Below are 22,031 nucleotides of genomic sequence, written 5' to 3' on the forward strand. Positions count from 1 at the left end.
TTAGAGCGCGGACACCGTCGCCGACAGGTGCGGATAACCCTTCGACAGGTGCCGCAGCGTCAGTTCCCAGCCGGCGTCGTCGCGCTCGACGTACAACCCGGCGCGGGCCGGCAGCAGTACCGGCTTGCCGAAGCGCACCGAGTACTCGACGGCATCGGGCAGCTGGCCCTCGATGTTGGCCAGCACCGCTGCCGCACTGAACATCCCGTGTGCGATGGCGGTCGGGAAGCCGAACAGCTTGGCGCCCACCGTGCTGGTGTGGATCGGGTTGTGGTCACCACCGATCGAGGCGTAGGACCGGATCTGCCCGGCCGAGATGCTCAGCACCGCGTTGGGCGGCGGCAGCTTCGGCGCCTTGGGCGGCTCCGGCCGCGGCTCGTCGGACAGGCTGGTGCGCTGCTGGTGCAGGAACGTCGTGGTCTGCCGCCAGGCCAGGTCGTAGCCCACCTTGATCTCGGTGATGATGTCGACCAGCAGGCCCTTGCGGTGCTCACGCAGGTTCTCCGCGTGCACCCGGACGTCGAGTGTGTCGCTGACCGAGATCGGGCGGTGCTGGGTGATGTGGTTCTCGGTGTGTACCGAACCCATTGCCGCGAACGGGAAGTCGAAACCGGTCGCCAGCGACATCACGCTCGGGAAGGTGAGCGCGAACGGGTACGTCAGCGGCAGCGTGTCACCGAAGCGCAGACCGGTCACCCCGGCGTAGGCGGCGACGTTGGCCGGATCGATGCGCAATTCGGGCACGTGCACGGTGCGATCGGGCAGGCCGCCGGCGCGCGGGACGAACGGCAGCGCCCCGGCGACCGCACGGGCCATGTTCAGCAGACCACTGGGCTGGGACATGCTCAGGACCTCCGGTTCTTCGCGCGAACGCTCATCACGCCCCCAGCAGGGCCTGGCCGCAGACCCGGATCGTGTTGCCGGTCACCGCATTCGACGCCGGGCTGGCGAAGTAGGCGATGGCCTCGGCGACGTCGACGGGCTGCCCGCCCTGGAACAGCGAGTTGAGCCGGCGACCGACCTCGCGGGTCGCCAGCGGGATGGCCTCGGTCATCTTGGTCTCGATGAAACCGGGCGCCACCGCGTTGATGGTGATGCCCTTGTCGGCCAGGCTGGGCGACAGGGCGTCGACGATGCCGATCATGCCCGCCTTGGTGGCGGCGTAGTTGGTCTGGCCGCGGTTGCCTGCGATACCGGCCATCGAGGACAGCCCGATCACCCGGCCGCCCTCGCCCAGCGCGCCGGCCGATACGAGGCCTTCGGTGAGGGTCAGCGGCGCAACGAGATTGACCGCGATCACCGAGTCCCAGCGCGACTCGTCCATGTTGGCCAACAGCTTGTCGCGGGTGATGCCGGCATTGTTCACCAGCACGTCGACCTTGCCGCCGTGGTGCTCCTTGAGATGGGCCACGATGGCATCGACTGCGCCTTCGGAGGTCACGTCCAGCGCCAGCGCCGTGCCGCCGACCTTCTCGGCGGTCTGTTTCAGCGCATCCTCGGCGGCAGGCACGTCGACGGCCACCACGGCGGCCCCGTCGCGCGCGAACACCTCGGCGATGGTCGCGCCGATACCGCGGGCGGCACCGGTCACCACGGCGACCTTGCCGGCCAGCGGCTTGTCCCAGTCGGCAGGAGCGGTCGACTCGGCGGCGCCCACCCGGAACACCTGGCCGTCCACGTAGGCGGACTTGCCGGACAGGATGAAGCGCAGGGTGGATTCCAGACCGCTGGCGTCCGGGGCGGCGTCGGCGGCCAGATACACCAGCGACACGGTCGCGCCGCGGCGCAGTTCCTTGCCCAGCGAGCGGGTGAAGCCCTCCAGCGCGCGCTGCACGATCTGCTCATGGGCACTGTCGGTCTCGGTCGGTGCGGTGCCGATGACCACCACCCGGCCCGAGGCGCCCAGATTGCGCAGCACCGGGGTGAAGAATTCGTAGAGCGCCTTGAGGCCGGATGGTTCGGTGATGCCGGTGGCGTCGAACACCAGCCCGCCGAACGAGTCGGCCCAGCGACCGCCGAGGTTGGCCGAGACGACGTCGTAATCGTCGGCCAGGGCGGCGCGCAGGGGTTCGACGACACGTCCGTCACCGCCGATGAGCAGCGAACCGTCCAGCGGCGGCTGCCCGGCGCGGTAGCGGCGCAGCTCTTCGGGCTGCGGGACGCCGAGTTGTTTGGCCAGGAACGATCCGGGCCCGGAATTGACCACTTGGGAGAACAGGTCGGAAGCCATGGGTACTAACTTACTCCAGAGTAAGAACGGCGGGTAATATTGGGATATGGCTAACACGAATTCTCGCCGCGTCGCCGTGCTCGGCGGAAACCGTATCCCCTTCGTCCGGTCCGACGGCGCGTACGCCAACGCGTCGAATCAGGACATGTTCACCGCCGTGCTCGACGGCCTCGCCGACCGCTTCAACCTCAAGGGGGAGAAGCTCGACGCCGTCATCGGTGGCGCGGTGCTCAAGCACAGCCGCGACTTCAACCTGATGCGCGAGAGCGTGCTGGGCAGCGCGCTGTCGCCCTACACCCCGGCCTTCGACCTACAGCAGGCCTGCGGCACCGGCCTGCAGGCGGCCATCGCCGCGGCTGACGGCATCGCCCTCGGCCGGTACGAGGTGGCCGCGGCCGGCGGCGTCGACACCACCTCCGATGCACCCATCGCCTTCGGCGACGACCTGCGCGGGGTGCTGCTGAGCCTGCGCCGGGCCAAGTCCGCCGCCGACCGGCTCAAGCTCGTCGGCAAGCTGCCCGCGGCCCTCGGTGTGGAGATTCCCACCAACGGTGAGCCCCGGACCGGGCTCTCGATGGGCGAGCACGCCGCCATCACCGCCAAGCAGATGGGCATCAAGCGGGTCGACCAGGACGAGCTGGCCGCCGCCAGCCACCGCAACATGGCCGCCGCCTACGACCGCGGCTTCTTCGACGACCTGGTCACCCCGTTCCTCGGCGTCTACCGGGACAACAACCTGCGCCCGGATTCCTCGGCCGAGAAGCTGGCCAAGCTCAAGCCGGTGTTCGGCGTCCGCAACGGCGACGCCACCATGACCGCCGGCAACTCGACCCCGCTGACCGACGGCGCGTCGGTCGCGCTGCTGGCCTCCGAGGAGTGGGCCGCCGCACGCGACATCCCGGTGCTGGCCTACTTCGTCGACGGTGAGACCGCCGCGGTGGACTATGTCAACGGCTCGGACGGTCTGCTGATGGCCCCGACCTACGCGGTGCCGCGGCTGCTCGCGCGCAACGGCCTGACCCTGCAGGACTTCGACTTCTACGAGATCCACGAGGCGTTCGCCTCGGTGGTGCTCGCCACGCTGAAGGCCTGGGAGTCCGACGACTACTGCAAGAACCGGCTGGGTCTGGACAAGGCGTTGGGCAGCATCGACCGGTCCAAGCTCAACGTCAACGGCTCCTCGCTGGCGGCCGGGCACCCGTTCGCCGCGACCGGTGGGCGCATCGTCGCGCAGCTGGCCAAGCAACTGGCCGAGAAAAAGAAGGAGACCGGTCAGCCGGTGCGCGGTCTCATCTCGGTGTGCGCCGCAGGCGGTCAGGGCGTCACGGCCATCCTGGAGGCCTGACCTCGCCTTTTCGGCGAGCTCGGTGCGGCGCGCACCGAGGGCGGAAAGTTCTCGGAAAAAGTTTTCGGATCGCTGTAACGCCCGCGCAAGCACCGTCGATACATGGGATAGCTCCGTGTTGCCGTCTGACCCCCCGACCCGACGGCAACACGGAGCTCTTTGTTTCTCCGGCCGGCTGGCGCGCCGCCCGCCCTACCGGCCCGGGTCCTTGGACGCGGTGATCGGTGCCGACCCGGCCGGCGCGAAGAGACTTCCGGCGACACTTCCCCGCGCGGTCCGCGCCGCCACCAACGCCCAGGTGCACAGCAGCCCCGCATAGGCCGCCACCGCCGCGATCTCGAAGGCGGGCAGCCCGGTGTGGATCGCGAGCTGGGTGGTGCCGGTGACGAAGGTGCCCACCGGGAACGTCAGGCTCCACCACGTCAGCGCGAACGGCATCCCGCGGCGCAATGTGCGGACCGTCAGCGCGGTGGCCAGTGCGATCCACAGCACGCAGAAACCCCATACCGGCACCCCGAACAGGACCGAGAAGATCCCGACCCCGGTGGCCAACTCCGGCGTGACGGCCAGCTGGGCATGGGTGGCCAGCAGCCCGGCCACCGTCACCGACTGTCCGAGTGGGCCGAGCACGATCCACAGCGTCGGCACCCGCGCGGTGCCCGATGTCCCGTACAGCGCCAGCCGGCTCCAGATCATCGTGATGATGATCAGCGCGGCGATCAGCGACAGCCCGAACATCGCCAGACACCCGTAGAACATCGTCGTCCGGCCGGTGCCGGCTGCTATGTGCGGGATCAGCATCGCGCCCGCGGCGGCGGACACCATCGGCGGCACCACCGGCATCAGCCAGCCGCCGAATGCGGCGTCGGGTCCGACGTTGAGCTGGGTGAACATCAGGTACGGGATCGACACGGCGGTGTAGAGGCCGCCGATCGTGCCCGCCGACCACAGCACCCAGTTGATGTCGACGGCCAGCCGCTCGCCCAGCAGATCCTTGCCGACCAGCATCGTGGCGGTGCCGACGGTCAGCAGCGCCATCGGGGCGGCGCCGTAGAAATGCGCCATCTGCGGGTTGCGCACATGACCGCGGGCCACCGTCGGATGACGGAACCACTGCACGCTGACGGTAATGATCAGCGCGACCAGCAGTGCCGCGGCGACCACCCAGACGATCTCGGTGAACACCCGCAGACCGGGCACGTGCACCGGCAGGGTGGCGCCGGCGACGACCAGGATGCCGGTGCCCATCACCGAGGAGAACCAGTTCGGGCCGAAGTTTCCCAACCGCGTCCCCGGCTCGGTCGCCGCGCGACCCGGCATGATTGGCGTCATGGAGATCAGCATCCTCGGGTCGTTGTCCGGATCGAGCGGCACGTCCCTGATCGACGGCGTCGTGTCGGAGTTCGCCCAGCTGCGCGACGAGGGGTTCCGGCGGATCTGGATGACGCAGATGCCCTACGAACCCGATCTGTTGACCGTGCTCGCGGTGGCGCTGCGCGAGGTCGACACCATCGAGGTCGGCACCGGTGTCGTGCCGATCCAGAATCAGCACCCCATGCAGTTGGCACAACGGGCGCTGACGCTGAGCCTGATCTCGGGCGGGCGGTTGATCCTCGGGCTGGGCATGACACACGCGGCGGTCACCGAGGGCATGTGGGGCATCCCGTGGGACCGGCCGGTGCGCAGGCTCAACGAATACCTCGACGGGCTGCTGCCGCTGCTGGCCGGTGAGCCGGCGAATGCCGCCGGCGAGATCTACACCACCCGGGGCGCGGTGCAGGTGCCCGGCGCTCCCGCCCCGCCGGTGTACATCGCCGCGCTCGGCCCGCAGCTGTTGAAGATCGCCGGCCGCCGGACCGCGGGCACGGTCACCTGGATGACCGGGCCCAAGACGCTCTCCGAACACGTCGGTCCCGGTCTGCGCGCGGCGGCCGACGGTCGAGCGGTCCGGGTGGTGGCCGCCCTGCCGGTCGCCGTCACCGATGACGTCGACGCAACCCGGGCGCAGGCCGCCGAACAGTTCGCCATGTACGGGCAGCTACCGTCCTACCGCGCAATGCTCGATCGGGAGGGCTGTGCCGGCCCCGCCGACGCGGCGCTGATCGGTGACGAGGCCACCGTGACGGCCCGGATCAACGAGTTGTCCGCCGCCGGCGTCGACGAGTATGTCGGTGTCGTCTTCGACCGATCACCCGAGGTCAGGGCACGTACTCGGGCCTTGCTGCGCACGCTGGACACTGCCTGAAATCTGCCCTGGTGTGATCTTGGACACAGGCGTACAGTCGTCTGCACGACGGGTTCGGGAGTGACTGATCCGAAAGAGCCGGGCACGAGGTGAAACACCGGCCGCGCGAGATACCGCAAGGTATGAGTGGACGCCCTCAGGTTGAGAAACCGAATGTCCTCCCGAACCCGCCCTCATGTCTTCAGCTGGTGGTGAACACCTCCGCACGGCGGTGCCGGGACGGCAAGGATGCTGTCATGGGCCAGGTCATCCCGTTCGAGCCGGACCGCACGAAGCCGAACCGCAATCCGGAGCCGCTGTGGCGCGAGGCGTTGGGCCGCCGGCTGCGTGACACCCGCCGCGCCAAGGGCGACCGACTGGTCGATGTCGCCGCCCGCGCCGGGGTGTCCCCGCAGTACCTGTCGGAGATCGAACGCGGCCGCAAGGAGCCGTCCAGCGAGATGATCGCCGCGGTGTGCGGGGCGCTCGGTGTCGAGTTGGGTCGGCTGCTCGGCGGTATCTCGGCCGATCTGACCCGCGCCGCCGGCCGCCCCTCGGATGGGACCGTCCGGATGGCGGCTTAGGCCCGCTCCTGGAGCACCCGATCGGCCAATCCGTAAGCCACTGCCTCGTCGGCGTCGAACACCCGATCCCGGTCGGTGTCGTGGCGTAGCTGGTCGGTGCTGCGGCCGGTGTGCCGGGCCAGGATCACCTCCAGCTGGTTGCGGGTGCGCACCACCTCATCGGCCTGCAGGATCAGGTCGGGGATGGTGCCCCGGCCCTGCGCGGCCGGCTGATGCAGCACCACCCGGGAGTGCGGCAGCACCGACCGCCGTCCCGGGGCGCCGGCGGCCAGCAGCACCGCGCCGGTCGCCACGGCCTGGCCGATGCACGTCGTCGCCACCGGGGCCTTGATGAAGCGCATGGTGTCGTAGACGGCGAGCATCGCCGACAGGTCGCCGCCCTCGGAATTGATGTAGAGCGCGATCTCCTGCTCGGGGTTATCGGCCTCCAGATGCAGCAACTGCGCGATCAGCGCGTTGGCGACGCCGGAGTCGATCGCGGTACCCAGATAGACGATGCGTTCGGTGAGCAGATGGCTGTAGACGTCCATGATGCGCTCGCCGGAGGTGGTGCGGGCGACGACGTTGGGGATGGTGTAGGTGCTCATCTGCTATGCCCCGATCCCCAAGCGCTGCTTACGGTTCGGCGCGATCTGACCGAAGTCGCCGACGATGTGGTCGACGAAACCGTACTCGCGGGCCTGCGCGGCGGTGAACCACCGGTCGTGCAGCGAGTCGGTGAAGATCCGGTCGATCGGCTGGCCGGTGTCGGCGGCGATCAGCCCCAGCACGGTGTCGCGGGTGTGCCGCAGATCGTCGGCCTGCACCTCGACCTCGACCGCGGACCCGGCGATGCCGGCCGATCCCTGGTGCATCAGGATGCGGGCGTGCGGCAGCGCGAAGCGCTTACCCGGCGTGCCGGCCGAGAGCAGGAATTGCCCGGCGCTGCAGGCCAATCCGAGAGCGAGGGTGGCCACGTCGGCCGGGATCAGGCGCATCACGTCGCGGATGGCCAGCATCGCGGGCACCGACCCGCCGGGGGAGTGGATCCACAGTGCGATGTCCTCGTCGGAGTCGGCGGCCAGGGTGAGCAGTTGCGCGACGAGCACCGCGCCGTTGTCATCGTCGAGGCCGCCGTCGAGTACCAGCACCCGCTTGCGGTACAGGTCCTCGCGTAGTTGTCGGCCGAACAGGGGTGGTTTCTCAGTCATGGCCGTGACTCTGCCTGCTGCGAAGCCCTTTTCGCAGCCCACGCTGCTGTCAGCAGAACGGCCTGGAACGCGAGCGTGCACACAGATCGCGCGAAACGCCCACCGGACGATCTGGTTGCACGCTCGCGGCCGGCGTGACCACCCCGACAACACAAGAGCCCCCGGCGAATCCGCCGGGGGCTCTTGGTCTTGAGAACTCAGAACGAGGCTTCGTCGAGCTCCATCACTTCGTTGTCGAGTGCGTCGAGCACCGTGCGGGTGCTGGTCAGCAGCGGCAGGAAGTTCTTCGCGAAGAAGGACGCGGCCGCGATCTTGCCCTCGTAGAACGCCTTGTCCGCACCGGTGGCGCCCTCGTCGAGCTTCTCGATCGCGACGACGGCCTCACGCTGCAGCAGCCAGCCGATGATCAGGTCACCGACGCTCATCAGGAAGCGCACCGAGCCCAGGCCCACCTTGTAGATGGCGGCCTGATCCTCCTGCGAGGCCATCAGGTAGCCGGTCAGCGTGGCGGCCATGCCCTGCACGTCCTCCAGCGCGGTCGCCAGCAGGGCCCGCTCGGCCTTGAGGCGGCCGTTGCCGGTCTCGTTCTTGACGAAGGTGTCGATCTGACCGGAGACGTAGGCCAGCGCCTGTCCCTTGTCGCGCACGATCTTGCGGAAGAAGAAGTCCTGCGCCTGGATGGCGGTGGTGCCCTCGTACAGCGAGTCGATCTTCGCGTCGCGGATGTACTGCTCGATCGGGTAGTCCTGCAGGAAGCCCGATCCGCCCAGGGTCTGCAGCGACTCGGTCAGGTACCGGTAAGCGGTCTCCGAGCCGAAGCCCTTGACCACCGGCAGCAGCAGGTCGTTGACCCGCACGGCCAGGTCGGCGTCCACATTGTGCAGGGCCTTGGCGACCTCGTCGTCCTGGAAGGTGGCGGTGTACATGTACAGCGCGCGCATGCCCTCGGCGTAGGCCTTCTGGGTCATCAGCGAACGACGCACATCCGGGTGGTGGGTGATCGTCACGCGCGGCGCGGTCTTGTCGGTCATCTGGGTCAGATCGGCACCCTGCACACGCTCCTTGGCGTACTCGAGCGCGTTCAGGTATCCCGTCGACAGGGTGGCGATGGCCTTGGTGCCCACCATCATCCGGGCCTGCTCGATGACATCGAACATCTGCGCGATGCCGTTGTGCACCTCGCCGACGAGCCAGCCCTTGGCCGGGACGCCGTGCTGGCCGAAGCTCAGCTCACAGGTGGCCGAGACCTTCAGGCCCATCTTGTGCTCGACGTTGGTGACGAACACGCCGTTACGCTCGCCCAGCTCGCCGGTCTCGAAGTCGAAGAGGAACTTCGGCACGAAGAACAGCGACAGACCCTTGGTGCCCGGGCCGGCGCCCTCGGGGCGGGCCAGCACCAGATGCGCGATGTTCGGGAACAGATCGTCGGCGTCGGCGGAGGTGATGAAGCGCTTCACGCCGTCGATGTGCCAGGAGCCGTCCTCCTGCTGGGTGGCCTTGGTGCGGCCGGCGCCGACGTCGGAGCCCGCGTCGGGCTCGGTCAGCACCATGGTGGCGCCCCAGTTGTTCTCCGAGGCGATGGCGGCCCACTTCTTCTGCTCTTCGGTGCCGTTGTGGGCGAAGATCTGCGCGAAGCCGGCGCCGCCGCTGTACATCCAGACGGCCGGGTTGGCGCCCAGGATGTGCTCGTTGAGAGCCCACAGCAGGGCCTTGGGGGCGGGCATGCCGCCGAGCTCCTCGTCGAGGGCGACCTTGTTCCAGCCGCCTTCGATGGTGGCGTTGACCGACTTCTTGAAGGACTCGGGCAGCTTCACCGTGTGGGTGGCCGGGTCGAACACCGGCGGGTTGCGGTCGCCGTCGGCGAACGACTCGGCGATCGGGCCCTCGGCCAGACGTGCCATCTCGTTGATCATCTCGCGGGCGGTGTCCGCGTCGAGCTCGGCAAACGAGCCCGCGCCGAGCGCCTTGTCGAGGCCGAGCACATCGAACAAGGTAAATACCTGGTCACGGACGTTGCTCTTGTAGTGGCTCACGGTTTCTCCTCGGTGAGATCGGACCTGCGGTTGGGTACTCGCCTGCGGACTGCGCTAAGTTACCCACCAGTAACTGCTTCAAACTATACCGCCGGGTAACCACATCTCAAAGAGGTGGCGAGCAAATTTTCGCCAGCGAACCAACCCGGTGGTTGATTGGGCTCGCCGAGCGGCCCGTTTATACCTTCTGAGCTGCGAATTCACCCGATATGTGATGCTCGCCACGAAGAGGTCCAACAAACCTCTAAGGTGATGCGCATGAGGCGTGTGGTGGTGTGGGGGACAGGAAATATGGGCTCGACGGCGATCCGCTCGACGGTCGCCTTCCCAGGGCTCCAACTCGTCGGCGTCATCACCTCCAGCGCCGCGAAGGCCGGCCGCGACGCCGCCGACTTCGCGGGCCTGCCCGAGCCCACCGGGGTGCGGGCGAACACCGATATCGACGCCACCATCGCCGACGCCGATGCGGTGGCCTACATGGCCTCCGGCGATATCCGGCCCGAGGAGGCCATCGCCGATATCGAGCGCTGCCTACGCGCCGGCAAGCACGTCGTCACACCGTCGCTGTATTCGCTCTACGACCCGGCCTCGGCGCCGCCGGAATGGGTGGACCGACTCACCGGTGCCGCCGAGGAGGGCGGGGCCACGCTGCTGGTCAGCGGTGTCGACCCGGGCTGGGGCAACGACGCGCTGGCCGTGACGGCCGCCGGCCTGTGCACCCGCATCAACACCATCACCTGCCAGGAGATCTTCGACTACTCCACCTACAACCAGCCGTTCGCGGTCAAGGTGTCCTGCGGTTTCGGGGGTGCCATGGGCCCCGAGGATCCACTGCCGATGATGCTGCTGCCGAGCATCCCGACGATGGTCTGGGGCGGCAACGTCCGGCTCATCGGCCGCGGCCTGGGCATCGAGATCGACGAGATCACCGAAGAAGTCGAACGGCTACCGCTGGAGCAGACCGTCGAGACCGTCATGGGCCCGTTCGAGAAGGGCACCCAGGGCGCCTTCTTCCTCAGGGTGATCGGCTGGTCCGGCGGACGGCAGCGGGTCATCATCGAGCACATCACCCGCATTCATCCGAGCTGCGCGCCGGACTGGCCGCAACCCGACGAGGGGGTGGGCGACCACCGGGTGATCGTCGACGGCGATCCGCAGCTGACCATCACCACCCGTGCCGACGTGCCCGGCGGCACCCGCGCCGACGGTGGCAACACCACCGCGGCCAACCGGCTGCTCGGCGCGTTGAACTGGCTCGTCGAACAGAAGCCCGGGATCTACGACGGCCTGCAGGTGCCGTTGCGGTCGGCGTTGGCGCCCGAGGCCGAGCGCGCACGCTGGGCCTGACCGGGTCTCCTACCTCAGTGCAGCCGGGACGCGATACCGGTCTCCGGGCTGAACCCAGGTAGGTCACGACACGCAGCGCGGTTCGGCTCGGTCCACCCGAGCCGAACCCCGCTGCGTCCACACCTCAGCTGGCCTCCGCCTCTGCCGGCGCCTCGGCGTCGGGCAGCTGCGAGACGAGGTGCTCGCCGAGTTCGCCGATGGTCGGGTAGTCGAACACCGCCGTCGGGCTGATGTCGAACTTCCCGCCGAACTGCCCGAACAACCGGTTGCGCAGCTCAACCGCCATCAGCGAGTCGGTGCCCAGATCCAGGAACCGGCTCGTCGCCGCGGGCGGCTGGGCCAGCCGCAGGAAGCCCTGCACCTCACGTTGCAGGAACTCGGTGATGAACCCGGCCCGGGCCGCCACCGGCAGCTCCTGCAACTGCCGCAACAGCTCGCTGTCACCGCCGGCGGCGGTATCACCGCTGGGCAGCACCTGATCCAGCAGCGGCGGCCGGATACCGCCGAGCATCTTCGCGGTCCGCTGCCAGTTCGCCTTGAGCACCGTGGACTGCCCGACACCGTGCCGGATCGCCTCGCCGAGGGCAGCCAGCGCGGCCGACGGCTCCAGCGGCATCATGCCCTGCGCGCTCAGGTTGGCCACCGCCGCCTGCGAACTGGCCATACCGCCGTGACCCCACGGGCCGAAGTTGACCGCAGTGGCGGGCAATCCGGCCGCGCGGCGCTGCGCGACGAGGCCGTCGAGCAACGCGTTGGCGGTGGCGTAGTTCGACTGCGACGGCGAGCCGAGCACCGCCGACGCCGACGAGTAGAGGATGAAGAAGTCCAAATCCTCGCCCGCCGTCAGCCGGTGGAGGTGATGTGCGCCGTAGGCCTTGGGGCCCAACGTCGCCCGGAAGCGGTCCAGGTTCTGATCCGGCAGCAGCGCATCGTCGAGCACACCGGCCAGATGGGCCACCCCGGCCAGCGGCGGCAGCTCCCGGCGGATGCGCTCCAGCACCCCGGCCACCTCGGCCTCGTCGCCGATGTCGGCCGAGTAGACATGCACCCGGCAGTGGTAGCGCTCGGTGATCGTGTCGATCGCCTGCTGGGTCTCGGCATCGGGGCTGCGCCGACTGGTCAGCACGATGTCGCCGGCCCCCAGCTGGGCCAGATACGCCGCGGTGTGCAGACCCAGCGCGCCCAGACCACCGGTCACCAGGTAGCTCCGATCACCGTGCGGCTGCAGCGGTTTCGGCATCTGGATGACGATCTTGCCGATGTGACGGGCCTGCTGCATCCGGCGGAACGCGGTCCTGGCCTCGGTCAACGGATAGACCTCGGCGGGAACCGGGGTCCACACACCCTCGGCCAACCCGTCGGACACCTCGACCATCAGGCGCTGGATGTGGTCGGGATCGCTCATCATCGTCACGTCCAGCGCGACGATCTCGTAGTCGATGTCCGGACGTACCGCGGCCATCTGCGCGGCGGTCCAGATATCGCGCTTGGCGATCTCGGCGAACCGTCCGCCCAGCGCGGTCGCCCGCACCGTCGCCTCGATGAAGCCGTCGTTGGTCAGGCTGTTGAGCACCACATCCACTCCGGCGCCGTCGGTGTCGGCGAGGATCTGGTCGGCGAAATCGACTGTCCGCGAGTCGTAGACATACTCGACACCCATCGCCCGCAGCGTCGCCCGCTTGTAGGTGCTCGCGGTGGCGAACACCGTGGCACCGTGCTGGCGCGCCATCTGCACCGCCGCCAGGCCCACGCCGCCGCTGGCCGCGTGGATCAGCACGCGATCACCCGGCTTGATCTGGGCCCAGTCGAAGGCCAACCGCACCGTCAGCGCCGCGGCCGGAATGGTCGCGGCGTCCACCGAACTGATGCCGTCGGGCACCGTCGCCAGCAGTTGCGCCGGAACGTTGAGGCGGCTGGAGAACGCCCCCTGCATGGAGCCGAACACCCGCTGGCCGACCTCGAAGTCGGTGACGTCCTCACCGAGGGCGGTGACCACACCGCACAGGTCGCCGCCGATCGGACCCGGGTCGCCCGGGTACAGGCCCAGCACGTTGAGCACGTCGCGGAAGTTCAACCCGGCCGCCTCGATCCGGACCTGCACCTCGTGCGGTTCCGGTGCGGTGACGTCCTTCTCGGTCAGGCGCAGGTTGTCGATGGCGCCGCGCTCGGTCGGGGCGAGCACGAAGTCATCGGTCCGCGGCATCGGCAGGTAGCCGTTGCGGGCCCAGTGCAACAGCCGCGGCACCAGGTACCGGCCCTGGCGCACCGCCATCTCCGGTTCGGTCACGGGCGTGCCCAGCGCACCGGCGAGCCAGCCGGTGTCTCCGGACACGGCGCCGTCGATCATGCGGACCCGCAGCATCGGCTGCTCGGCGATCAGCGTGCGTCCGAAGCCCCACAGCGCGGCCTGCACCGGGTCCACCGGTTCTCCGGGCTCGGTGGCCACCGCGCCGTCGGTGAGGATCCACAGTCCGCCGGCCAGATTGCTCTTCTCCTCGGCCAGCGCGGTCTGCGTCGCCGCCAGCAGCGCGGTGACCTCGGCCTCCAGCCGGGACGCCAACGCGCTGGTGGACTCGTCGGCGTCGGCGTGCGTGCCACTGCGCCAGACGATCCCGGTGACGGCGGCTCCGCGCTCGGTGGCGGCGGCGAACGCCTGCTGCCAGGCCTGCGGATCGGTGGGTGCCGTGATGGTCACCGCACCCGGCCGGCCGGCGGCCAACTCGTCGAAGCCGGCGATCAGCCAGGTGCCGCCGGTGTCCTCGGCCGTGGTCTCCGGTGCGGCGCCCTCATGCCAACCCAGGGTGTACAGCAACCGGGTCGAGTCGCCGCCCAGCCCGCGCAGCAGTGCCTCCCGCGGTGCCCGCTTCACGGTGAACTCGCGGATACCGCCCAGCACTCGTCCGTCACGATCGGTGAAATCGATGTCGAACACCAGGGTTTCGCTGTTCAGCGGCCCCTCATGCCAGCGGGCCCGGCAGTAGAAGCGCCGGGGCATCTTCTCGGCCAGCTGCACCTGCCCGTACCGCAGCGGCAGGAACAGATCGTGGATGCCCTGTTCGGCGGCCAGCACGGCCGGGAACGACGGGAACGCGACACCCGTGCACAGGTCCAGCAGCACCGGGTGGATCGGTTCGCTGCCCAGGTGCTCGGCGAGTTCGTCGCCGACGGACACATCGCCGATCGCCTCACCCTCGCCCACCCACAGCGAGCGCAGCGAGGTCGACCATGTGGGGCCCCACGCCAGTTCGAGATCGTTGAAGATGTCGAACAGCTCCTGCGGCCGGGTCCGGTTCATGTGCTCGATCGCCTCGTCCGGCGCAGGCACGGTCTCGTCCGGCTCGGCGATGTCGACCCCGGCCACCAGGGCGCCATCGGCGTTGAGCGACCATTCGGCCTCCCGCACGCCGTAGGGCCGGGAGTGCACCTGGAACTTCCACCCGTCATCGGTGGTGCTCAGCGTCAGCTGCACCTCACGAGCAGCCTTGTCCGGCAGGATGATCGGCTCGTAGAAGTAGACGTCGGTCACCCGCGCCGGGGCACCGGCCGCGGCCAGCGCCATCGATGCGTAGGTGGCACCGGGCACCACCACGGTCCCGTAGATGACGTGATGGGCCAGCCAGGGCTGGGTCTTCACCGAGAACACGTTGCTGTAGATGGTGTCCCCGGAGGCCAGATCCTTCGGGGTGCCCAGGATGCCGGACGTCGCGGTGCCACCGGAACTCATGATGGCCGACGCCTTCGGCCAGTATCGACGGCGCTGGAACGGGTAGGTCGGCAATTCGACCCGATGCGCGGCGGTGTGGAACCGGGCGGAGAAGTCCGGCCGGTGACCGCTGATGTAGGCGGTGGCCAACGCCTCGGCGATCTGGCGTTGCGCGTTGGCGCCCTTGCGCAGCGACACGATGGTCCGCGGGGTGGCCGCGGACTCCGGCCAGGACTGCAGCGCGGCCGCGGTGAGGATCGGCTGCGGGCCGATCTCCATCAGCACCGAGCAACCCAACCCGGCCACCGTGCGCACACTCTCGGTGAACTGCACCGGCTGTCGCGAATGCCGGCGCCAGTACAGCGCATCGATGGGGGTGTCGGCGGTCAGCACCGCACCGGTGCGGTTGCAGACCAGCGGCAACGACGGCACCGCGTACTCGAATTGCCCGGCGAACGACTCGAACTCGTCGAGCACCGGATCCAGCAGTTCGGAGTGGAAGGCGTGGCTGGTCTCCAGCCAGGTGCAGCGTGCGCCGTCCTGGCTGCAGTTGGCGACGATCTGCTCCAGATCCTCGCCCGGGCCCGAGAGCACCGTGTTGCGACCGTTGTAGGCGCCCACGGACACCCGGGGAAACGCCTCGGCGGCCCGCTCGACGTACTCGGGGTCGGCGAACACGGCCACCATCCGGCCACCGGCGGGCAGGCTGCCGAACAGCCGCCCGCGCTCGGCGATCAGACGGGCGCCGTCCTCCAGGCTGAGCACGCCGGCCACACAGGCCGCTGCGTACTGGCCGACGCTGTGGCCCAGCACCACATCGGGTTCCACGCCCCAGGACTGCCAGAGCCGGGCGAGCCCCATCTCGACGGCGAAGATCGCCGGCTGCGCAAATGAGGTGTGCTTCAACGTCTCGGCGGCTTCGCGGCCGGACCCGAACAGCACCTCCAGCAGCGGTCGGGGCAGGATGCCGTCCACCGCCTGCGCGCAGCGCCGCACGGTATCGGCGAAAACCGGCTCCGTGTCGAACAGTTCGCGCGCCATCCCCGGGTACTGGCTGCCCTGGCCGGGGAAGAACCAGGCCGTGGTCGGCGGATCGGTGCACTCACCGCGCACCACGCCCGGGCGCAGCCGGTTGCCGACCAGGTCCTCCAACAGCATCTTGACCTCGGCCGTGCTGGTGGCGACCACCGCGGCGCGATGCTCGAAGTGCGACCGCCCCGCTCCCGCGGTGAACGCCACATCGTCGAGCGCGGCATCGGGGTGCGCCGCCAGCCAGGACCCGTAGCGCTGCGCCAGTGCGGTCAGCCCGGCCGCCGAACGGGCCGACAACGGCAGCACGCTCAGCGTTTCCTTGGCCGGCGTCTCGGTGTCGGGCGCGACGGCGGGCTCGGCGGCCGGCGCCTCCTCGAGCAGCACGTGGGCGTTGGTACCGGTGAAGCCGAAGGAACTCACCCCGGCGCGGCGCGGCCTGCCGTTGGTCTGCCACGGGGTGGCTGCGTCGACCACCTTGACCGGCAAGGTGTCCCACGGGATGTGCGGGGACGGGTTGTTCTGGTGCAGGGTCTGCGGCAACAGTTCGTGCTGCAGCGAGAGCACGACCTTGATCAGACCCGCGACACCGGCCGCGGACTCCAGGTGGCCGATGTTGGTCTTGGCGGTGCCGATCAACAACGGCCGGCCGGCCTCGCGGCCACGGCCGTAGGCGGCCGCGGCGGCCTGCACCTCGATCGGATCACCCAGCGGTGTGCCCGTGCCGTGTGCCTCCAGGTAGTCCACATCGCCGCCGCCCAGACCGGCACGGTCCAGCGCGGAGGTGATGAGGCGTTGCTGGGCACCGCCATTGGGCACGGTGAGCCCGCTGGAGGCGCCGTCCTGGTTGACCGCGCTGCTGCGGATCACCGCACAGATCCGGTCACCGTCGCGCTGCGCGTCGGACAGTCGCTTGAGCACCAGCACGCCGCAGCCCTCGCTGCGGACGTAGCCGTCGGCGGCGGCGTCGAAGGTCTTGCACCGGCCGTCTGGAGACAGCATCCGCGCCTGCGAGGCCGCCACGATCGAGGCCGGGCTGAGCAACACGTTGACGCCACCGGCCAGAGCGAGGTCGCAGTCACCGGAGTGCAGTGCCTGGGCGGCCTGGTGCACCGCGACCAGCGAGGAGCTGCACGCGGTATCCACCGCCATCGCCGGCCCCTCCAGGCCGAGGGTGAACGCGACACGGCCGGCGATCGCGTTCAGCGCGTTGCCGGTGATGAAGTGCGCCTCCAGGTTCTCCACCGAGTCCCCCGAGAGCAAGTGGGAGTACTCGTTGGCGCCGACGCCGACGAAGACGCCGCTTCGACTGCCGCGCAGCGACGCCGGCGAGTAGCCGGCCCGCTCCAGGCCCTCCCAGGCGATCTCGAGCATCAGCCGCTGCTGCGGGTCGATCCAGACCGCTTCGCGCGGTGAGATCCCGAAGAACTCCGGATCGAAACCGTCGACGCTGTCCAGGTATCCGCCACTGCGGGTGTAGATCTTGCCGGGCGTCTGCTGGTCCGGGTCGTAGAACTCGTCCACGTCGAACCGGTCCTCGGGGATCTCCCGGATCGCATCGACACCACCGGCGAGCAGCTCCCAGTACGCGTCGGGATCCGGCGCGCCGGGGAACCGGCAGGCCACCGCGATCACGGCGATCGGTTCGTCGGTGGCCGCCGAGGCCAGCGAGACATGCTGCACAGCCGCCTTCGCGCCGGCCCGCTCGTTGAGCTTGAGCACATCACCGAGCAGGTACTCGGCCACATCGCTCAGGCGCGGGTAATCCATCGCCAAGGTCGCCGGAAGTTCGGCGCCCACCGCGCGTTCCAGACGGCGACGCAGCTCGACGGCCATCAGCGAGTCCATGCCGAGATCGAAGAACCCGGCCTCCTCGCGGATATCGGCGACGTCGACCTGGGTCACCTCGGCCACCGCGTTGCGCAGGTACTCCAGCACCAGCTTCTTGCGCTGCTGCACCGGCGCGGCGGTCAGCTGCTCGACCAGCGGGGTCATCCCCGCTGCGGCCGACGGCACCGACACCGCATCGGGCACCTCGCGGGCCACCTCGGCCAGCAACGCCCGTGCGCCGGTCTGCAGGTAGACCGGCAGGAACTTGGACCAGTCGATGCGGGCCAGAACGGACTGCACGGCAGGGCCGACCAGCACGTCGGCCAGCCCGGCCAGCGCATCGGCGGGCGGCAGGGTGCGCACCCCGCGGCGGTCCAGCTGCGCCCGGGCATCCGGGTCGGCCATCCCGGCCGCCCACGGACCGAAGTTGACGCTGTAGCCGGCGATCCCGCGTTCGCGCAGTCGCCAGGTCAGCCCGTCCAGGAAGGCGTTGGCCGCGCTGTAGGCGCTTTGGCCGTAGCTTCCCCACACCGACGAGATGGACGAGGTGGAGACGAAGAAGTCCAGCGGCAGACCCTCGACAGCTTCGCTCAGGTACCAGGCGCCCCAGACCTTTCCGGAGAACACCCGGTCCAGTTCGGCGGCCGCCAGACTGCTCAGCGGGGTGGTGTTGTTCTCACCGGCCGCGTGCACGATGCCCGCCAGCGGGGGCATTTCGGCGGTCACGGTGGCGATCAGATGCGCCACATCGTGCGGGTTGGCCACATCGGCGGTGATGACGCGCACGGCGCAATCGTGCCGGCCGGTGATATCGGCGATCCGCTGTGCGGCGGCCTCGCTCGGGTCGCGTCGGCTGGTCAGCACCAGCTGCCGGGCCCCGTGGGCGGCCAGGTGGGCGGCGATCTCCAGGCCGAGTGAACCCAGTCCACCGGTGACCAGATATGTCGCCTCGGAACGCAATTCGAGCGGCTTGGGATTCGGCTGGCCGGTGCGGCGCACCAGGCGTGGCACCGACACGGTGCGCCCGCGCAGCGCGATCTGGTCCTCGCCGCGGGGCAGGCCGAGGACCTGCCGGATCAGCTCGGGCCATTCCTGGGCGTCACCGGTGACATCGGCCAGACCGCCCCAGATCTGCGGGTACTCCAGGGCGGCCGCGCGGCCGAAACCCCACAGGCTGGTCTGCTCGGGGGACACCGGGTCGTTCTCGGTGACCCGCTGGGCATGCCGGGTCACCGTCCAGATCGGCAGCCGCAGATCGGCGGCAGCCGCGGCGCGGAACAGTCGCTGGGTGCCGTCGAGCACCCGGTGCTGCATTCGCAGCAGCGTCTGCATCGAGGGTGCGGTGTGCGAATCCAGTGCGGCGACGTGCAGGATGCGCAGGTCGGGCTCGTCGGCGACGGCGGCGCGCAGCTGCTCGGCCAGGCGCTGTTCGTCGGCGTCGGAGACCGGCAGGCCGAGCACCCGGTGCCGGTGCCCCGCCGCGGTCAGTGCCTCGATCAGTGGCGCGGTGACCGCGGCATCGTCGCTGACCAGCAGCCAGGACGCGTCCTGGCGCGCGACCGCGGAGCCGGCGCCGCCGGTCTGCCAGCGGACCTCGTAGCGGGCATCGGCGATGGATTGCGCATCACGCTGCCGGTTGTGTTGCGCTGCAAGCTTGTTCAGCGCGTCAATGGTGGCCGGGCTGGCCTCTTTGCCGTCGAGCAGCGCGGCCAGCTCGGCGATGCGGCCGTCCTCGAGTAGCCGGACCGCCTCGGTGCGCGGGGCCTCGGTGCCCCAGCCGTTCTTCTCGGTGCCGGCCTGCTTGTCCTTGAACCAGTACTGGCGGTGCTGGAACGGGTAGGTGGGCAGGTCGAGCTTGCGCGCCGGCCTGCGCACCACGGCCGCGAAATCGGGCACGTGCCCGGCCACGTAGGCGTTGGCCAGCGCCTCCATGATCTGGCGGTGATCGGCGCCGTTCTGGCGCATGGACGCGATCGCCCGCGGCGCGGTGACCGAATCCGGCCAGGCGCGCATGGCCGCGGCGGTCAGCACCGGTTGCGGGCCGACCTCCAGCAGCACCGCGCAGCCGAGTTCGGCCAGTGTTGCCACACCCTTGGCGAATTCGACCGGCTGCCGGGCATGCCTGCGCCAATAGGCACCGTCGAGCTTGGCGGTGCGGCCCAGCGCCGCTCCGGTGCGGTTGCACACCAGGATGCGTTGCGGGGCACGGTATTCGAACTGGTTGGCGTAACTCTCGAAGGCGTCCAGGGCCGGGTCGAGCAGGGCCGAGTGGAACGCGTGGCTGGTGTCCAGCCAGTCGCAGCGCACCCCGTCGGCGGCCAGCCCGGCGATGGCCTGCTCCAGGTCCGCTCCGGGACCCGAGAGCACGGTGTTGGCACCGTTGTACGCGGCCACCGACAGGCTGGGGTACTCATCGGCAAGGCGCTCGACACGGTCGGGATCGGCGAACACGGCCGCCATCCGTCCGCCGGCCGGCAGCGCGCCGAACAGGCGCCCGCGCTCGGCGAGCAACCGGATGCCGTCCGCCATGCTGAACACCCCGGCGACACAGGCCGCCGAGTACTGGCCCACGCTGTGGCCGAGCACGACATCGGGTTCGAAGCCCCAGGACTCCCACAGCCGAGCCAGGCCCATCTCGACCGCGAAGATGGCGGGCTGGGCGTACTGGGTCTGCCGGATCGTGGCGTCCCCCTCGGGGGCGTCGAAAATGAGGTCCAGCAGCGGGATTTCGAGCGCCTCGGCGCACCGCGTCATGGTCTCGGCGAATACCGGCTCGGTCTCGAAGAGCTGGCGGGCCATCCCGGCGTACTGGCTGCCCTGGCCGGGGAACAACCAGGCGGTCTTGGGTGCGTCGACGCAGTCGCCGCGCACCAGGCCCGGCGCGGGGCGATCATCGGCGAGGGCGCCGAGCAGATCCTTGGCGGATTCCAGCGAGTTGGCCACCAGGGCGGCCCGGTGCTCCAGGTGGGCGCGGCCGGCGCCGGCGGTCAGGCAGACGTCGGCCAGGGTGGCCTCGGGGTGCTCGGCCAGCCAGCCGCGGTAATCCTCGGCGGTCTGCACCAGGGCGGCCGGGGTGCGCGCGGACAGCGGCAGCACCATGAAGCGCCGGTCGTCGGTGCCGGCGGCCGGGGCCGGGGCAAGCTGCGGGGCCTCCTCGAGGATGACGTGGGCGTTGGTACCGGAGAAGCCGAATGAGCTGACCCCGGCGATGCGGGGCCGGGCGCCGCGTTCCCACGGGGTGGACTCGTCGACGACGCGTACCGGGATGCGGTCCCATGGGATGTGCGGGGACGGGTTCTGGAAGTGCAGGTGCTTGGGCAGTTCCTGGTTCTCCAGGGCCAGCACCACCTTCAGCACGCCCGCGATACCGGCGGCGGCCTCCAGGTGGCCGATGTTCGTCTTGGCCGACCCGATCAGCAGCGGCTGATCGGCGGCGCGGCCCTTGCCCAGCGCGGCGGCCGCGGCCTGGACCTCGATCGGGTCCCCCAGCGAGGTGCCGGTGCCGTGCGCCTCCAGGTAGTCGACGTCACCGGGGGTGACGGCGGCGCGGTCGAGGGCCTCGGCGATGACGCGTTGCTGCGCCACACCGTTGGGCACGGTCAGTCCGCCCGAGGCGCCGTCCTGGTTGACGGCGCTGCCGCGGATGACGGCGCGGATCCGGTCGCCGTCACGCAGTGCGTCCTCGAGTCGCTTGATCACGATGACACCGCAGCCCTCGCCGCGGACGTACCCGTCGGCGGCGGCGTCGAAGGTCTTGCACCGGCCGTCGGGGGAGAGCATCCGCGACTGCGAGAAGGTGATCATGGTGGCCGGGCTCAGCAGCACGTTCGCGCCACCGGCCAAGGCCATATCGCATTCGCCGAGCTGCAGGGCCTGGCAGGCCTGGTGGATCGCTACCAGCGAGGAGCTGCAGGCGGTGTCGACGGTGACGGCCGGTCCGTGCAGACCCAGCCGATAGCTGATCCGGCCGGCGCCCGCGGCGCCGGAGGTGCCGATGGCCAGGTAGGCCTCGACCTCGGGATAGGTCAGCTCCGAGGAGGCCATGGCCAGATAGTCGTGGGTGGACAGCCCGACGAACACGCCGGTCTTGGTGTTGGCCAACGCCGTTGGCGCCGTACCCGAATGTTCGACCGCGCGCCAGGAGGTCTCCAGTAACAGCCGGTGCTGTGGGTCCATCAGGCGCGCCTCGCGGGCGGACACCCCGAAGAACGGTGCGTCGAATCCGGTCACGTCGTCGACGAACCCGGCACGGCGGGTGACGACCTTGCCCGGGGTTGCGGCGTCGGTGTCGAAGAACTCCTCGATGTCCCAGCGGTCCTGCGGAATGGGACTGACCGCGTCCCGGCCGCTGCGCAACACGTCCCAGTAGCCGTCGGCGTCGGCGGCTCCGGGCAGCCGCGCCGCGTAGCCGATGATCGCGAACCGGGTGGGTTCGGTGTGGTCGGTTGCAGTCATCAGGTGTTTCCCCCGCTTCAAGCTGATGAACATTCGGTATCGGAGTTCACGGCACCGCAGA

Annotated in this window: 11 protein-coding genes; 4 read left to right on the forward strand and 7 right to left on the reverse strand. The window is 69.7% G+C overall.

Translation table 11 applies throughout. From position 1 onward, the window contains the following. Both BST17_RS05925 and BST17_RS05930 read right to left on the reverse strand, forming a co-directional pair. A complete protein-coding gene (locus BST17_RS05925; protein ID WP_083056147.1) occupies nt 1-843 on the reverse strand; it encodes a MaoC/PaaZ C-terminal domain-containing protein in 843 nt (280 codons plus the stop codon). A 34-nt stretch (nt 844-877) separates the two neighbouring features. Next, a complete protein-coding gene (locus BST17_RS05930; protein ID WP_083056148.1) occupies nt 878-2,230 on the reverse strand; it encodes a 3-oxoacyl-ACP reductase in 1,353 nt (450 codons plus the stop codon). A 46-nt stretch (nt 2,231-2,276) separates the two neighbouring features. Here BST17_RS05930 and BST17_RS05935 point away from each other — a divergent pair, with 46 nt between their 5' ends. After that, the gene (locus tag BST17_RS05935; RefSeq protein ID WP_083056150.1) at nt 2,277-3,575 is read left to right on the forward strand and encodes an acetyl-CoA C-acetyltransferase; all 1,299 of its coding nucleotides are present in this window, start codon (nt 2,277-2,279) and stop codon (nt 3,573-3,575) included. A 192-nt stretch (nt 3,576-3,767) separates the two neighbouring features. On the opposite strand, the gene BST17_RS05940 is transcribed toward BST17_RS05935, so the two are convergent. After that, a complete protein-coding gene (locus BST17_RS05940) occupies nt 3,768-4,907 on the reverse strand; it encodes a TDT family transporter (RefSeq protein ID WP_234807555.1) in 1,140 nt (379 codons plus the stop codon). On the opposite strand from BST17_RS05940, the gene BST17_RS05945 reads away from it, so the two are divergent. Next, nucleotides 4,906-5,820: a TIGR03564 family F420-dependent LLM class oxidoreductase gene (locus BST17_RS05945; RefSeq protein WP_083056561.1), complete on the forward strand. Its 915-nt coding sequence runs from the start codon at nt 4,906-4,908 to the stop codon at nt 5,818-5,820. The genes BST17_RS05940 and BST17_RS05945 overlap by 2 nt on opposite strands. Before the next feature lie 236 nt (nt 5,821-6,056). Beyond that, the gene (locus tag BST17_RS05950; RefSeq protein WP_083056563.1) at nt 6,057-6,383 is read left to right on the forward strand and encodes a helix-turn-helix domain-containing protein; all 327 of its coding nucleotides are present in this window, start codon (nt 6,057-6,059) and stop codon (nt 6,381-6,383) included. Here BST17_RS05950 and BST17_RS05955 read toward each other — a convergent pair. From BST17_RS05955 to BST17_RS05965, 3 genes are all read right to left on the reverse strand, one after another. Beyond that, on the reverse strand, nt 6,380-6,970 hold the full coding sequence (locus BST17_RS05955) for a ClpP family protease (protein WP_083056153.1): 591 nt from the start codon (nt 6,968-6,970) through the stop codon (nt 6,380-6,382). The two genes, BST17_RS05950 and BST17_RS05955, sit on opposite strands and share 4 nt — an antisense overlap. Nucleotides 6,971-6,973: 3 nt before the next feature. Continuing rightward, nucleotides 6,974-7,573: a ClpP family protease gene (locus BST17_RS05960; RefSeq protein WP_083056155.1), complete on the reverse strand. Its 600-nt coding sequence runs from the start codon at nt 7,571-7,573 to the stop codon at nt 6,974-6,976. Nucleotides 7,574-7,770: 197 nt separating this feature from the next. Further along, on the reverse strand, nt 7,771-9,606 hold the full coding sequence (locus BST17_RS05965) for an acyl-CoA dehydrogenase (RefSeq protein ID WP_083056156.1): 1,836 nt from the start codon (nt 9,604-9,606) through the stop codon (nt 7,771-7,773). A 258-nt stretch (nt 9,607-9,864) separates the two neighbouring features. Between BST17_RS05965 and BST17_RS05970 the strand changes: the two genes are divergently transcribed. Beyond that, complete coding sequence (locus BST17_RS05970) at nt 9,865-10,953, forward strand: NAD(P)H-dependent amine dehydrogenase family protein (RefSeq protein WP_083056157.1); 1,089 nt, start codon at nt 9,865-9,867, stop codon at nt 10,951-10,953. A gap of 124 nt (nt 10,954-11,077) precedes the next feature. Here the strand turns inward: BST17_RS05970 and BST17_RS05975 are convergent, their stop codons facing one another. Next, nucleotides 11,078-21,970 carry a type I polyketide synthase gene (locus BST17_RS05975; protein ID WP_083056565.1) on the reverse strand — a complete coding sequence of 3,631 codons (10,893 nt, stop codon included), beginning with the start codon at nt 21,968-21,970 and terminating at the stop codon, nt 11,078-11,080. Nucleotides 21,971-22,031 lie beyond the last annotated feature (61 nt).

The sequence above is a fragment of the Mycolicibacterium bacteremicum genome (genome assembly GCF_002086115.1).
In the GTDB taxonomy this organism is placed as follows: domain Bacteria; phylum Actinomycetota; class Actinomycetes; order Mycobacteriales; family Mycobacteriaceae; genus Mycobacterium; species Mycobacterium bacteremicum.